Source organism: uncultured Sphingomonas sp. (assembly GCF_913778135.1).
Taxonomy (GTDB): Bacteria; Pseudomonadota; Alphaproteobacteria; order Sphingomonadales; family Sphingomonadaceae; genus Sphingomonas.
In genome coordinates, this window is record NZ_CAJYVU010000016.1 from 1 (window position 1) to 14,694 (window position 14,694).

Here is a 14,694-nt window from a genome sequence, read left to right on the forward strand (position 1 = left end):
GCGGCCTGCATCTCGGGCGTGGGCGGCGCGTCGCCAGCGTCGTCCTCGCCCAGTGACGAGGGCGCGAGCGGGCGCGGTGGGCGCTGTTCCTCTGGCGCCATCTCTCGTGCCCAGGGGGGCAGTGGCAGCTCGTCGGCCACGTCCGAGGCCTTAGCGCGGCGCATCGGTACCGGCGCGCGTGGCTCGACGCCGTGGAACAATCGTGGCTCGCCCTCCACTTTGGCCACGCCCAGCGCATCGAGCGTCCGCTCGGTCACCGCATACCAACTCGACGGTGGAGCCTCGCCCTTCCACTTAGCGCTGAGCGAGCCTGTCACGACCAGCCGCTCCTCCGCGCGCGTTGCCGCGACGTAGAACAGCCGCCAATGCTCCTCGCGCTCACGCCGCTCGGTCTCGCTGAGCGCCGCATCGATCTCACCGGCGCGCTCCGCTTTTCGCGGGCGGAACACCGGGATGCCCTCATCAAGCCCGTCCGGCTGCCACAGCACGGTCGAGCGCGGGGCGGAGTCCGGGTCGGCGGTCGCGTCCGCCAGGATGACCAGCGGCGCCTGCAATCCCTTGGCCCCATGCGCGGTCATCACGCGCACCGCATCGAGCGGCGCGGCGGCATCGCGCACGATCTCGACCTCATCGCGCTCGAACCAATCGAGGAAGCGTTGCAGGCTTGGCGTCGTCGTTGTCTCGAAATCGAGCGCGGCGTTGAGCAGCTCCTCGATTGGATCGCGCGCTTCCTCGCCCAGCCGCGACAGCAGCTTGCGCCGACCCTGCATCGGCCCCGACAGGATCATCTCCAGGAATTGATACGGAGTGCGGAAATCGGCGCGCGCCAGCATCGTCTCAAGGTCGCCGAGCAGCGACGGCACCGTTTCCGACAGGTGCCGCCAGAGCGTTCCCTTGCGCGGTACCGCGCGCGCGAGCAGCTCAACCTGCGTCCATCCGATCAGCGGCGAGACGAGCAGGCTGGCGAGGCTCAGATCGTCATCGGGTTGCAGCACGAAGCGGATCGCGGCGAGCAGGTCCTGCACCGCCAGCGGCGCGCTCAGCCTCAATCGATCGACGCCCGCGACCGGCACGCCCTCGGCATAGAGCCTAGCGACGAGCAACTGCGCCAGTTCGCCGCGGCGCTTGACGAGGATCATCACGTCCTCGGGCCGAAGTGAGCGGCCCTTGCTCTCCAGCATCAGGCCATCGTCCAGCCAGCTACGTACCAACCGAGCTATGTCAGTGGCGTTTTTGCGAACGGCGTCGTCAACCCAACCTTCTTCACCGCCCTCCGATATATCCTCCACACCAGCGGCCACCGCCGGGATCAACATGACCTGCCCCGGACCCGCGATGCGGCTGCCGTGCGGCGGGATCATGTCCTCGCCCGCGAAGTGGGTCGCACCGACATGCTCGATCGCGGCATCGACGAACTCGAGCACCGGCGCGGTCGAGCGGAACGAGTCGACCAGCGAGAGCCGGTCGAACGGCAGCCCGCGCTCGCCCGCCTCCATGTCGTCGTCACCCGCGACTATCGCCGCGCGCGCCTCGAAGTAGTCGGCGAACAACTTGAAGGTACGTGGATCAGTACCTTGGAAACCGAAGATCGCCTGCTTGGTGTCGCCAACGGTGAAGAGCGTCCGCACCGACGGAGCGTATACACCACGACCGACGAAATACTCGTCAACCAGAGCTTGCACGATGATCCACTGCGCGACGTTAGTATCCTGCGCCTCGTCGACCAGCACGTGCTCGGTGATCTGATCAAGCTTATAGCGGATCCATTCGCCGATGCCGTCCTGCCGGAGCAGGTTGACCGTGGCGCGGATCAGATCGTCGAAATCGACCGCCCCCGCGCGCCGCTTCGCCGCCGCGTAGCCGCGCGCGTAATCGCGCCCGACCTCCAGCGCGGCGCCCAGCAGATCGGCGTAGGCGGCGCGCACCTGCAACCCGAGCAGGTCGGCGCAGGCGCTGCCCAGTTCCTCCGACAGCGCGACATAATCGGCCTCGGCCGCGATCAACTTCACCGACGCCTTACGCGGCTCGCCCGTGCCGGTGCGCACCACCGCCATCAACTCGGGCAGGCGCTCGACCCGACCAGCCTCATCGGCGGCGAGCCAGGTGGCGATCGCATCGGCGTGTTTCAGACCCGTTGCCGTGCCCCAGCTGGCGTTGGCGGCGGCGATCCGCTGGATCGCGCGCTCGTTCAGCCCGGCGCACCGCTCGCGCACGTGCACGTCGATGTCGCCCAGCGGCACGCCCAGCGCAGCCCGGACGAACGCGCCGACCCCGCTCGGCAATGACTCCAGCGCACTACCGGCGCGCGCGCATTCGTGCAGGAATTGCTCCGCGCCCTGCTCGCCCAATCGAACGCTGAGCTGACCGATCGTCGCGACCGGTCCTTCGCGTCCGTCGCGCTCGGCCGCGACCAGCAGGTCGGACAGCGCCTGTCGTCGGAGCAATGCTTCCTCGCGCGGCTCGATCGGGCGGAAGCCGGGCACAAATCCTGCCTCGACCGGAAAGGATGCGAGCAGGCTTTGGCAGAAGCCGTGGATCGTCAGGATGCGCAGGCCACCGCCCGGCGCGTCGAGCACCTTGGCGAACAGGGTGCGCGCGCGCGTGATCTGTGGCGGATTGCCTGGTTCACCTAACGCGCGAAGGTCGGCGAACAGCGCGACGTCGTCCATCCGCACCCACGCGGCCAAGCGCCGGCTGATCCGCGCGGTCATCTCCGCCGCGCCGGCCTTGGTGAAGGTCAGGCACAGGATCGCCGAGGGATCGGTCCCGCCCAGCAAAAGGCGAAACACGCGCGCGGCGAGCACCTGCGTCTTGCCCGTCCCCGCCGAGGCGGAAAGCCAGACGTGCGCGTCGGGGTTGCTCGCGCGTTTCTGGTCGCCCTGAAGCGCGGGAAGCGGTGCGAGCGCGTCAGCGTTCACGGCCGTACCATTCGTCGCGGCGCATTAACTGATCATATTCGGCAAACGGCGCGAACTCGGGATGGAGCTTGGCGACGAACGCCTCCTCGCCCGTCAGCCACTTAGCCGCGGCATCGGCGAAGCTGTCGCGCGCCGCGCGGGTGAAATCGTCGGTCATGATGCGCCCGTTCTTGCCCGCCGAATCGGCCGGGCTGGTCACCGAGCCGAAGCCGTCGCGGCCCTTGGCGAGCGACCAATATTCGAAGCCTCCGGCACGGCCATCTACGTTCTTGAACGCGCCCTCCTCCACCATCGCGCCAAGCAGACCCAGCTGCAGGTTGAACCCGCCGCGCACCGCCGCGACCGAGGGCGCCTTGCCGGTCTTGTAGTCGACCACCACGATCGATCCGTCGGCGGCACGATCGACGCGGTCGAAGCGGCCGGTGAGCTTGATGCCGGACAGCATCGCATTGCCCTGCCCCTCCGCCGCCAGGATGTCGCGACCCTCGGCACGGTTCGCCTGCATCGTCGCCACAATCCACTCGATCCCGGCGATCAGCCGCGGCTGCCAGAGCGCGCGCAGCAGCGGGTGCGCCGCGGGATCGTCGAGCATCGCCAGCGCGCGTGGCACCAGCCGGTCGGGGGCACAGGCGTCGTGCTCGGCCCATTCCTCCAGCACGCCGTGAACCGCGGTGCCGCGCCACGCCGCGCTCGGATCGGCATCGACCGCGTCGAGCGGCATCAGCTTCAGGATGCGCCGTGCGTAGAAGGAGAACGGATCGGCCTTCAGCCGGTCGACCTCGGTGACCGAGATGCTCTTCGGCCTCAGCTCCGCCCGCGGCACTGGCGCAGGCCGCTCGGCCGGCTTCGGCGTCGCGCCGTCATCGAGCAACCGTGTCCAGCGCTCCAGCCGATGCGCGCGCACGAACCGCTCGCCCGCCATCGCCTCCAGCCGCAACCAGAAGCGCGAGGCGAGCGCCGGACTGCGCGCGTCGCGTCGGCTGCGCGTAATCAGCACGCGCGGCGCGCCCAGTCCCTGCCCGAAGTCGTGCGCGGCAGTGCCGATCGCGCGCTGCAATCCCGACAGGCCCAGCTCGGCGCGGATGCGCGGCGCGAGCCACGGGTCGGGCGGCGGATTGCCCGGCCACACCCCCTCGTTCAGCCCGCCCAGGATCATCAGGTCGGCGGTCTGCAATCGCGCCTCGATCAGGCCGTAGATCGCGAGCCGCGGGTGCTCGCCCTGGATCTGCCTGACCGCGACCTCATCCATCAGCAGCCGCAGCAGCGGCGCGAACCCCGCCGCCGACGCGTTCGCGGGTCCGAGCGGCGCCTGTCGCTCAAGGTTGGTCAGCAACTCGCCCGCGCAGCGCCCGGCCGGGCCGCGCCACACCTCGTCACCGGCGAGTGCCTGCGCCGACTCGCGCAGGCCCGCGACCAGCTCGGGCAGGCTCGAGCTACCGCGCCCGAACACCGCCGCGACCGGCTCCAGCAGCGCACGTGCCTCCGCCCACCATGGCAGTACCGCGCGGCGCAGCTCCTGCTCGCGCTCGGGACCGCCCTCCAGATGTGCGGTGATCCCCGCTAGCCCCGGTGCGGGTCGCGGCCCACGCAGCGCACGATCGAGCCGCCGCACGCCCTCCAGCCAGTGTCCGCGCTGCTCGCCGCTCCGAACCAGCGGATGCTTTAGTAGCGTCAACAGCGCCATTGGCGCGAAATCCTGCGCCGCCGCCTCGACGATCGCATTCAGCAGCGTGCCCGGCGGCAGGATCGACAGCGCGCGCCCGGCGCTGTCGTCGATCGGGATCCCCCAGCGCGCGCAATGCGCCGCGACGCGCCGCGCGAGCGAACGGTCGGGGGTGACCAGCGCGGCGGTTTGCCCCGGCTGCTCGATCCACTCGCGCATCGCCAGCGCGATCGCCTGCGCTTCCTCTGCCGGCGTGGCGAGCTCGGCCGCCTCCACCCCGGTCAAACGCCGCTCGGATGCGTCCAGCTCGGTCCACTTGCCGGTGAAGTCCGCGGGCGCCAGCGCATTGGCGATCGCGCGGCCGCGCACCGCACTCGCGTCATGGTCGCTGCCGCCGACCCAGGTCCGCACCTCGCCACGCCCGACGCCCATGCGATCGAGGATCAGCTTGAGGTGGAATTGCGGGTGTACCTCGATCGAGCGACGACGCAGCCCGGTCACGGGATCAGGGTCGTGCGGACCGAGCGCGTCCCATTCCTCCTGCGGCATCCGCGTGTCGAGGTTGGCGAACGCGACCATCCCCTGCGGCAAACCGGCCACCACGCGCAGCAGCCGCGCGATGGCCGGCGCAGGGTCGGTGATGCCGACCGCACAGACGAACCCGGCAGGTGGCATCTCGCGCCAGCGCGCCACCTGCGCGTCGAGCAGCGCGATGCGCCGCACGCCCGCTTCGATCCGCCCCAGCCGTTCGCGCTCGGCGGGCCAGCGGTCGAGCACGATGCGGAACATCTCCAACGCGCGCTGCCAATGCTCGGTCAACCCCTCGCCCGGATCGATCTCGGCCAGTCGCGCCGGGTCTATTTCCTCGACGATCAACTGATCGAGCGTGCGCGCGAGATCGCCTGCCAGCCGCACCGCCTCCGCCGCGTCGACCGGGTGACCGGCACGCGCGCGCTCCTCCTCGACCATGCGTGCGAGCACCATGCGACGCTGGAGCGGGTCGATCGCGGGCGGCAGCAGCGGCGTGACACCGGCGGGGTCGAGCGCCGCGCCCAGCGCTTCGCCCAAATCGTCGCCGGCGAGACTGACGATCCGCGGCAGCAGCAGCGCGCCGCCGCTCGCGCGCACGAACGCGCGCGTCATTGCCACGCCGGCACGATTGTTAGGTACCAGCACCAGTCCACGCGCCAGCGTCAACCGATCGCCGCCGAACCGCCTCAGCAGCCCCGCGACCGCCGCATCGGCGATCGCGCGGTGTGCCGGAATGGTATAGAGGTGGAGCCCGCGCTCCTCAGCCATCCGACAGGATCGCCTCGGTTCTCGCGATTGCGCCCGGCGTGCCGACGTCGAACCACAAGCCTTGATGTACCACGCCGAACGCGCGCCCAGCGGCGATCGCGCGGTCCCAGAACAGGTTGGTCGAAAACGGTCCCTCGGGCCAGTCGGCGATCACCCGCGGCGACAGGATCTGCACGCCGGTGTAGACGAAAGGCGCCACCCGCCCGGCGCGACGCCGGCCGGTGACCTTGCCCGAGGCATCGAGGTGGAAGTCACCCTGCCCGCGGTGATTGTGCGCGCGCGCGTACGGCACCAGCAGCAGCAGCGCGTCCATCGTCGCGTCGTCCCACTGCGCGGCGAGCAGCCGGATCGCGTCCGTAGGCCCGTCGAGCCACAGATTGTCGCTGTTGACCACCAGGAAGGGCGCATCTCCCAGCAGGTCGCGCGCCTTGACCAGCCCGCCACCCGTTTCCAGCAGTTGCGCGCGCTCGTCCGACACGATCACGTCCAACCCCGACACCCGGTGCGTGACGTGCGCCTCCAGCGCGTCGGCCAGATAGTGCACGTTGACCACCGCGCGCTCGACGCCCGCATCGCGCAGCCGGTCGAAGACGTGGTCGATCAACGGCTTGCCCGCGACGGCGATCAGCGGCTTCGGGCGGAGTGCAGTCAGCGGGCGCATCCGCTTGCCCAGCCCCGCCGCCATCACCATCGCGGTCTTCGGTACGCCGCCTGCGGGCACCGGACGAATGTAGCGCGGACGCGTCACGCCGGCTGCCCGCGGACCAGCATCGGATCGCCGCGCAATTCCGGCGGTATGTTCGCGTCGAACCAGCGCGCCACGGGGGCGAGCACCGGGTGGCTCAGGTCACGTTCCAGATAGGCCCAGACACGCGGACACAGCGCCGGGTAGCGCGGCTTGCCGTCGCGCTGCCACAGCCGTGTGAAGATGCCGATGATCTTGGCATTCCGCTGCGCGCCGAGCACGTGATACGCCTCCAGGAAGGCCGAACCTGCCTCCGTCGCCGCGGTGTAGCGCGCCAGCATCGCCTCTTCGATCGACGGCTCCACGTCGCGCCGCGCGTCCTGCAACAGCGAGACGAGGTCGTAGGCGGGGTGTCCGGCGAGCGCGTCCTGAAAATCGAGCAGCCCGAGCGCGCGCTCGGGGCCGACCAACATCAGATTTTCGGCGTGATAGTCGCGCAGGACCGTGACCGGCGCTTCGGTCAGCGCGTGGTGCAGCACCTCGTCCCACGCCGCGCGGTACCCCGCCGCATCAACGTCGAGCTCGATCGCCGCACAGTACCAGTCGACGAGCAGCCCCGCCTCGCGCTGCAACTCGGCCAGATCGTACACGCGCCACGCACCGGCGGGATGGCGGTGAAGGTCGACCAGCACGTCGACCGCGGCGGAATAGAGCGGCACCAGCGCGTCGGCGTCGGTGTCGACGGTTTCGCGCATCCGCACGTCGCCGAAATCCTCCAACAGGACGAGGCCGCGCTCGAGATCGACCGCGTGGATTGCCGGCGCAGCAAAGCCACGTTGGTGCAGCCACCCGGCGACGCTGATGAATGGCCGCGGATCCTCGTGGGGCGGCGGCGCATCCATCAGCACCGCGCGGCGATCACCCGCCTCGACGCGGAAATAGCGGCGGAAGGAGGCATCGCCGGCAAGTGGTTGAACGCGCGCGCCGATCCACCCGGCCGCGTCGAGAAAGGCTCCGGCATAGGCCGGCGGTGTCATGTCGGTCGCCATCGCCGTTCCCATGCCGCCGACGCGTCCCAAGTCAAGGCGCGCCCGCCCGCCGGTGCGTTGGCAAAGGCGAGCCGCAAGGGATCGCGCCAGTAGCTTGCCGGCACGCGCTCGGGCCACTCGACCAGCAAGGTGGAGTCGTACAGCGCGTCGTCGAGCCCAAGTTCCTCTAGCTCGGAGGCATCCTCGATCCGGTACAGATCGGCGTGCACCACCGGCAGGCGGACCTCGGGCGGCGCATAGGGCTGTATGATTGCGAAGGTCGGGCTCGGCGCTTCACCCGCGAGGCCGAGCGCCGACAGCACGCCGCGCGCGAAACTGGTCTTGCCCATGCCAAGCCCGCCCGACAGCAACACCACGTCGCCCGCGCACAGCACGGTGGCGAGGCTGCGCCCCAGCGCCGCGGTTGCCGCGGCATCGGGCAGGTGGATTTCGCCGCTCATCGCCGCGGCAGTTCGACCGTGACGAGCGAGCCCTGCCCCTGCTCGCTCACCAGCGAGATCGTGCCGCCGTGCGCCTCGACGAACTGCTTGGCGAGCGGCAAGCCGAGCCCGAGTGCACGCTCCTGCCCAGGCGTGATCCCCGGCTGCGCGAAGCGGTCGAAGGCGCGCGCGGCCTCGTCCGCGGTCATGCCCGCGCCGTCGTCGGACACCACGATACGCGCGCGCTTCGAATTGCCGTCGACGTGCAGCAGCACGCGACCGCCCGCGCGCGTCGCACCGACTGCGTGACGCAGCAGATGCTCCACCGCCTCGCGGATGCGCCGTCGATCGGCGTGGACCCGCCCGGCGGTGCGCTGCACCTCGACCACGAATTCGATGCGGTGGCGACGTGCCGAGGCGGTCAACGCGTCGGCGGCGGCGCGAACCACCGCGCCCAAATCGACATCCTCGCGCTCCAGCGTCGCGCTGTCCGCCTGCGTCAGGTCGAGCACGTCGTCGATCAGCACGCCCAGCCGCTCGACCGAATCGAGGATCGCGTCGACATAGGCGATCGCCTCACCCGACAGATTACCTGCGTAGCCGCCATGCAGCATTTCGGCGAACCCGCTAATCGAGGTGAGCGGCGTGCGCAGTTCGTAGCTCATGTTCGCGACGAACGCGGTCTTGACCCGGTCGGCTGCCTCCAACGCCTCGTTGCGGTCGCGCAGCGCCTGCTCGATGCGTCGGCTGTCGGAGATGTCGAGCATCGTCACCAGCGCGTTGCCGTCGGGCAGCGGTACCGCGGCAAACTCGAAATGCCGCCCGTCCGCCAGCGCGACGCGACCGCCGCGCTGCTTGCGTTCGACCGTCGCGTAGCGGACCAGCTCGGGTATCAGCGCGGAACGTGCCTGATTGGCGAGCTGCGGCGCCAGCCGCTCGGCGATCGCGTCGACGCGGGGGTGGCCGGCCAAGAACTCCTCCTCAAAATTCCACAGCGCGCGAAAACGGTTGTTCCACAATTGCAAGCGGCCATCGGCGGCGAACACGCCCAGCGCCTCGAACAGATTGTCGAACGTCGCGGTGCGCACCCGCAGCAGCGTGTCGCGCGCGCTGGCGAGCTGAACCTGCTCGGTGCGATCCTCGAAAATCAGCAGCAGGCCGCCATCGGGCAACGGCTGCGCGACGACGCGCAGATGCGTGCCGCCGGGCAGGTGCCAATTTTCTTCCGCGGCGCCGTCGGTGGCCAGGAACCAGCCGCGCCGCTCCGCCTTCCAGCCGGGGAAATCACGCACCTCGGGCACGCGCCCCGCCTCGCGCATCCGCTCGAGCACGCGGTCGAACTCGGGCCGGTCGGACAACCATTCGCGCCGCATCGCGAACATGCGGCGAAACGGCTGATTGCAGAAGATCAGCGCGCGGTCGCGGCCGAACTGCACCACGCCCGCCGACAGACGGTCGAGCATCGCGCGCTGCGCCTCAGCGAAGCGCTTCTCGCGTGCGTTGGCCTGCTCCAGCTCCTCGATGTCGATCGCGAAGCCAGCCACCCCGCCGATCGGCAGCGGTACGTCGTGCAGCCGGAGCGCGCGTCGTGCGCCGCCGATCGTGGCGGGCAGCACGCGCGCCTGCGCCTGTCCGCTCTCGCGCGCCGCAATCGCACCCGCGCGCGGGCCGCCCTGCCCCGACCCTTCGATCAACTCCAGCCCGCGGGTCATGACACTGGCTGCATCGCGCGCCTCGACCGCGGAGACATAGGCCGAATTGACCATCGCCAGCTGCAGGTCGGCGTCGCGGTACCAGATTGGCAGCGGCGCTGCCTCGATCAGCGCGCTGAGCGCCGCGAACGCCTCGTTCAATTCCGCCGCATCGTCGCGCAAGCCGGACAGTTGTTGCTCGCTCGCGCTCACGTCGGCGAACCATAGCATCGTCTCGTCCCCGCGGCGCTCGCCGGTGACGCGCAACGCACGCGACCCGTCACTAGTTCGCACCACGCGGGTAAAGGCACGAGCGGCACGACGGGTCGCCTCGACGTCGCGCTGTATCGCGGCGGCGTCCTCGGCTATCAGTCCCCAGCCGGCATTCGACAGTTCCGCCAGCGACCCGACGCCATTGGTCAGCGCCAGCCACTCACTCAGCCGGTGCGGTACCTCAATGCGGCCATCGGGCGCGATCACCAGGACCTGCGCCGGCGAGTCCGCCAGCCTGCGGGCCAGCCGGTCACACTCGACGACGGCGCCCGCTGCCGCCTGCTTGAGCGCGAGACCGCGATACAATGCCCAGCACGAACCCGCGAGCACGAGCGCGAGCAGCACACCCGCGAGGATCAGGACGCCCTCGCTCACGGTATGACTGGCGCACATTTCGGCATAACGCCTGCACTATCCCGCTTAAACAGTGCCAGCAAGAAAGCGTGCAGCAGCTGTGTTGCACGATCGTCACAATAGTAACTTTTTACAGGCAGTGACGCTTACCCACCTATCACGTTCTTACACCTCCGCCTACACGCCCAACAGGTGAGTTAGACAGCCATGCTGTCAGACTGCTCAATAGCTGATCGAGAGGGTTATAATGACATCGACGACGCGCCAGCGCCTGCTGGCCACCACGCTTCTCGCCGGCGCGACGCTGCTCGCCACGCCGAGCCTCGCGCAGGACGCGGCCGCCACCTCGACACAAACGCCGACCGGTCAAGCCGCGCCCGAAGTGTCCGCCAAGCTCGGCGATCCGAACGCGCAGAACCCGGTCGCACCAACCGGCACTCCGACACAGGCGAACGGCGATCCCCAGGAAGCTCAGTCGGGCAGCGATATCGTCGTGACCGGATCGCGGATCGCATCACCGACGGCGACGGCCGCCTCGCCGCTGCAGGTCATCGGCGCCGAACAGATCCAGCAGGCCGGCGTCATCAACGTGCAGGACGTGCTGCTACAGAACCCGAGCTTCGGTGCTCCGGGCATCAGCCGGACCAATTCCAGCTTCGCGACGCAGTCGGCGGGCGTCGCGACCGTCAACCTGCGCAATCTCGGCGAGGATCGTACCCTCGTGCTGGTCAACGGACGCCGGTTCGTGTCGGGCGTGCCCGGCAGCCAGGCGGTTGACCTCAATGTCATTCCGACGCAGTTCATCGAGCGCGTCGACACGCTGACCGGCGGCGCTTCGGCGGTCTACGGCTCGGACGCCGTCGCGGGTGTCGTCAACTTCGTCTACAAAACCAAGTTCGACGGCGTGCAGCTCGACGCGCAGACCGGCATCTCGCAATACGGTGATGGGTTCGACCGGCAGGTTAACCTGCTGGCGGGCAAGAACTTCGCCGACGGACGCGGCAACATCATGCTGTTCGGCGGCTATTCGAAGCAGGGCACCGTGCTGAAGCGCAACCGCTCGACCGAGGCGGGTTCGAGCGCGGTCGATTCGAGCAGTCGCGGTTATGCCGTGACTGGCGAAGACGCCGACCTGTTCACGCCACAACGCCCATACCTGTCGGGTTACGCCCCGCAAGGGCGTTACTACGCGGGCGACTCCACCTTTACCTATGGCCAGGACGGCGCACTGCGCGACTGCGTCTCGCCGAACGGCACCGGCGGCTGCGTCAATGCAGATGGCTCGATCTCGGGGCCGGACGGCTTCAACCGCTCCGACTTCCGCTACCTGGCGGTTCCGGTCGAGCGCTACGTCACCGCCGGGCGTGCGAACTTCGAAGTGTCGCCCGCGCTGAACCTGTTCCTTGAAGGCAATTACGCCAAGACCAAGGTCAGCACCGTGATCGAGCCGTTCCCGCTCGATTCGACCTTCAGCAATCCGCGCAACAGCGGTCAGATCCCGATCCAGACCGTGGTCGGCGGCATCACCTACCGCAACCCGTTCGTGCCCGACGCGATCTTCAATGCCGCGACAGATACCGACGGCGATGGCCTTAAGGACATCTACTTCGATCGTCGCCTGCAGGACTTCGGACCGCGGACCAGTCGCGCAAGCCGCGACACCTTCCGCGTGGCGGGCGGTGCCAACGGCAGCTTCCTCGCCGACCGCTTTAACTACGAAGTGTACGGCATCTACGGCCAGACCAGCGAGAACCAGAGCGGTACCGGTCAGTTCAACACTAACCGCTTCTTCCAGGCGCTGAACAGCTATCGCGATCCGACGACCGGGCAGATCGTCTGCGCCGACACGGCCGCGCGCGCGGATGGCTGCGTGCCCGCGAACATCTACGGCACCGGCACGCTCGCTTCCGCACAGGGGTATCTGGCGGTGCCCACCACCTTGTCGACCAAGGTGACGCAGACGGTGTTCGGCGGCAACGTGTCGGGCAAGCTGTTCTCGCTGTTCGGCGCCGATCCGGTCGGTTTCAGCGTCGGTACCGAGTACCGCCGCGAAACCAGCCGCAACGACTTCGATCTGCTGACGCAGCAGGGTCTAAACGGCAACAACGCGCTGCCCGCCACCAGCGGCCGCTTCCACCTGTGGGAAGGATTCGGCGAGACGATCGTCCCGTTGTTGCAGGATCGCCCCTTCTTCCACGCGCTCAGCGTTCGTGGTGCCATCCGCGTGTCGGACTACTCAACCGTCGGCACCACCGTCAGCTACAATTACGGCGGTGAATGGGCGCCGACCCGCGATATCCGCTTCCGCGTGATGCAGGCCCGCTCAGTTCGCGCGCCCAACATCAACGAGCTGTTCCAGGGGCCGCAGCAGAACTTCCCGTCGGTCAACGATCCCTGCATCGGCGTCACAGCGAACACCGCCGGCACGCTGGGCACCCAGTGCCGCAGCAACGCCGGGATCGCCGCCAACATCGCCGCCAACGGCTCCTTCCAGCCGTCGCAGGCCGATATTCAGGGCGTGACCAGCTTTGAAAGCGGCAATCCGCTGCTTCAGGAAGAGAAGGGCGACTCGTTCACCGCCGGCGTCGTGCTGACGCCCAAATCGATCCCGGCGCTGCGCAACTTCGTCGTCACGGTCGACTACTTCAACATCCGCATCAAGGATGCGATCGTTCAGACGCCGCTGCAGTACATCCTGAACCAGTGCTACCAGGCAGCGAATAACGATTACTGCGGGCAGATCACGCGCCGTCCGGCCAACATCGGTCCGAACACCGCGGGATCGATCGACCAGCTGACCACCACCTACCTGAACAGCGGCGGCGTCAAGACGCAGGGGATCGATACCGTCATCACCTGGCGGCAGAATCTTGCCGACATCGGCCTGACGGGTACGCTGGGGCTGCGCGGGTCGTATACCCACCTGATTTCAGGCTATACGGTACCGTTGCCCGACGCGGACCGCGATTACTTCGCGGGTGAGATCGGCGCGTCGCGCGATCGCTTCACCGTCAACGGTTCGTACGACATCGAAGGTGTCGGCCTGACCATGACGGGCACGTGGCTGAGCCAGGCGAGCCTCGACGATCAGCTGACCGGCGCTCGCCCGGGTTCGAACCCACTGTACCGCGTCCGTCCGCAATTCTACCTGGACTCGCAGATCCGTTTCAACGTGAACGACCAGTTTGAGTTCTACGTCGGCGGGTTCAACCTGCTCAACAACAAGCCGCCGTACCTCGCCGACATCGGTGCCGATACGGGCCAGGACACCGCGACCAGCGTCTACGATCCGCTGGGCCGCCGCTACTACGCGGGCGTTCGCCTGAACTTCTGATCGCCGACGCGCTCAGGAGCCACTTCGATGGGCGTCGCGGTTGATCCGCGGCGCCCTTTTCTTTGTTCGCCGAAACTTGCTTTTGACAGACAAAGAAAAGGCCGGGGCCGAAGCCCCGCCCTCCCCTGCATCAGCCGATCGACTGGTGATCAGTAGCGATAGTGATCCGGCTTGAACGGGCCTTCGACCGGCACGCCGATGTAGCCGGCCTGCTTCGCGGTCAGCTTCGACAACTGCACACCAAGCTTCTCGAGGTGGAGCGCCGCGACCTTCTCGTCGAGGTGCTTGGGCAGGACATAGACCTCGTTCTTGTAGTTCTCGCCCTTGGTCCACAGCTCGATCTGCGCGAGCGTCTGGTTGGTGAACGATGCCGACATGACGAACGACGGGTGGCCGGTCGCGCAGCCCAGGTTCACCAGGCGGCCCTTCGCCAGGATGATGATCTGCTTGCCATCGGGGAACTTGACCAGGTCAGTGCCGGGCTTGACCTCGGTCCACTCGTAATTGTCGAGTGCGGCGATCTGGATCTCGCTGTCGAAGTGGCCGATGTTGCAGACGATCGACATCGGCTTCATCGCCTTCATGTGATCGGCGGTGATGACGTCGGCATTGCCGGTGGCGGTCACGAAGATGTCGGCGCGCTTCACGGCCTCGTCCATGGTGACGACCTCGAAGCCCTCCATCGCCGCCTGCAGCGCGCAGATCGGATCGATTTCGGTGACCATCACGCGGGCGCCGCCGTTGCGGAGCGACTGGGCCGAGCCCTTGCCCACGTCGCCGAAACCGGCGACCGCGGCGACCTTGCCCGCCAGCATGACGTCGGTGGCGCGACGGATCGCGTCGACCAGCGATTCCTTGCAGCCGTACAGATTGTCGAACTTCGACTTGGTGACCGAGTCGTTGACGTTGATCGCCGGGAAAGGCAGCTCGCCCTTCTTGGCGATCTCGTACAGGCGGTGAACGCCGGTGGTCGTCTCTTCCGACACGCCCTTCAGGTTCTTGACGGTCT

The 14,694-nt window shown here is 68.3% G+C and carries 8 protein-coding genes; 1 reads left to right on the plus strand and 7 read right to left on the minus strand.

Annotation, left to right across the window (positions count from 1 at the left end):
- From QZ847_RS01470 to QZ847_RS01495, 6 genes are all read right to left on the minus strand, one after another.
- Positions 1-2,918: UvrD-helicase domain-containing protein (locus QZ847_RS01470; protein WP_294352435.1), on the minus strand; the 2,918-nt coding region annotated here is incomplete at its 3' end.
- Positions 2,908-5,880 (minus strand): double-strand break repair protein AddB, encoded by a 2,973-nt coding sequence (gene addB / locus QZ847_RS01475; protein WP_294352437.1) that lies wholly within the window; start codon positions 5,878-5,880, stop codon positions 2,908-2,910. The genes addB and QZ847_RS01470, both read right to left, overlap by 11 nt.
- The gene (locus QZ847_RS01480; protein WP_294352438.1) at positions 5,873-6,628 is read right to left on the minus strand and encodes a nucleotidyltransferase family protein; all 756 of its coding nucleotides are present in this window, start codon (positions 6,626-6,628) and stop codon (positions 5,873-5,875) included. The genes addB and QZ847_RS01480 overlap by 8 nt, the downstream gene beginning before the upstream one ends.
- Positions 6,625-7,614: a phosphotransferase gene (locus QZ847_RS01485; RefSeq protein ID WP_294352440.1), complete on the minus strand. Its 990-nt coding sequence runs from the start codon at positions 7,612-7,614 to the stop codon at positions 6,625-6,627. Before QZ847_RS01485 ends, QZ847_RS01480 begins: the two co-directional genes overlap by 4 nt.
- Positions 7,599-8,054, minus strand: a complete 456-nt coding sequence (gene tsaE, locus QZ847_RS01490; protein ID WP_294352442.1) for a tRNA (adenosine(37)-N6)-threonylcarbamoyltransferase complex ATPase subunit type 1 TsaE — start codon at positions 8,052-8,054, stop codon at positions 7,599-7,601. The genes QZ847_RS01485 and tsaE overlap by 16 nt, the downstream gene beginning before the upstream one ends.
- Positions 8,051-10,390: a PAS domain-containing sensor histidine kinase gene (locus QZ847_RS01495; protein WP_294352444.1), complete on the minus strand. Its 2,340-nt coding sequence runs from the start codon at positions 10,388-10,390 to the stop codon at positions 8,051-8,053. Before QZ847_RS01495 ends, tsaE begins: the two co-directional genes overlap by 4 nt.
- Before the next feature lie 208 nt (positions 10,391-10,598).
- Here QZ847_RS01495 and QZ847_RS01500 point away from each other — a divergent pair, with 208 nt between their 5' ends.
- Entirely contained in the window at positions 10,599-13,685 is a 3,087-nt protein-coding gene (locus QZ847_RS01500) for a TonB-dependent receptor (RefSeq protein WP_294352446.1), read from the plus strand.
- 149 nt (positions 13,686-13,834) lie between these two features.
- Here QZ847_RS01500 and QZ847_RS01505 read toward each other — a convergent pair.
- A partial coding sequence (locus QZ847_RS01505; RefSeq protein WP_294352448.1) for an adenosylhomocysteinase occupies positions 13,835-14,694 on the minus strand: 860 nt, incomplete at its 5' end.

Bases quoted from the DNA above. Each gene is read 5' to 3' on its own strand.
- addB (WP_294352437.1), bottom strand. From the start codon at position 5,880: ATGGCTGAGGAGCGCGGGCTCCACCTCTATACCATTCCGGCACACCGC.
- QZ847_RS01485 (WP_294352440.1), bottom strand. From the start codon at position 7,614: ATGGCGACCGACATGACACCGCCGGCCTATGCCGGAGCCTTTCTCGAC.
- tsaE (WP_294352442.1), bottom strand. From the start codon at position 8,054: ATGAGCGGCGAAATCCACCTGCCCGATGCCGCGGCAACCGCGGCGCTG.
- QZ847_RS01495 (WP_294352444.1), bottom strand. From the start codon at position 10,390: ATGTGCGCCAGTCATACCGTGAGCGAGGGCGTCCTGATCCTCGCGGGT.
- QZ847_RS01500 (WP_294352446.1), top strand. From the start codon at position 10,599: ATGACATCGACGACGCGCCAGCGCCTGCTGGCCACCACGCTTCTCGCC.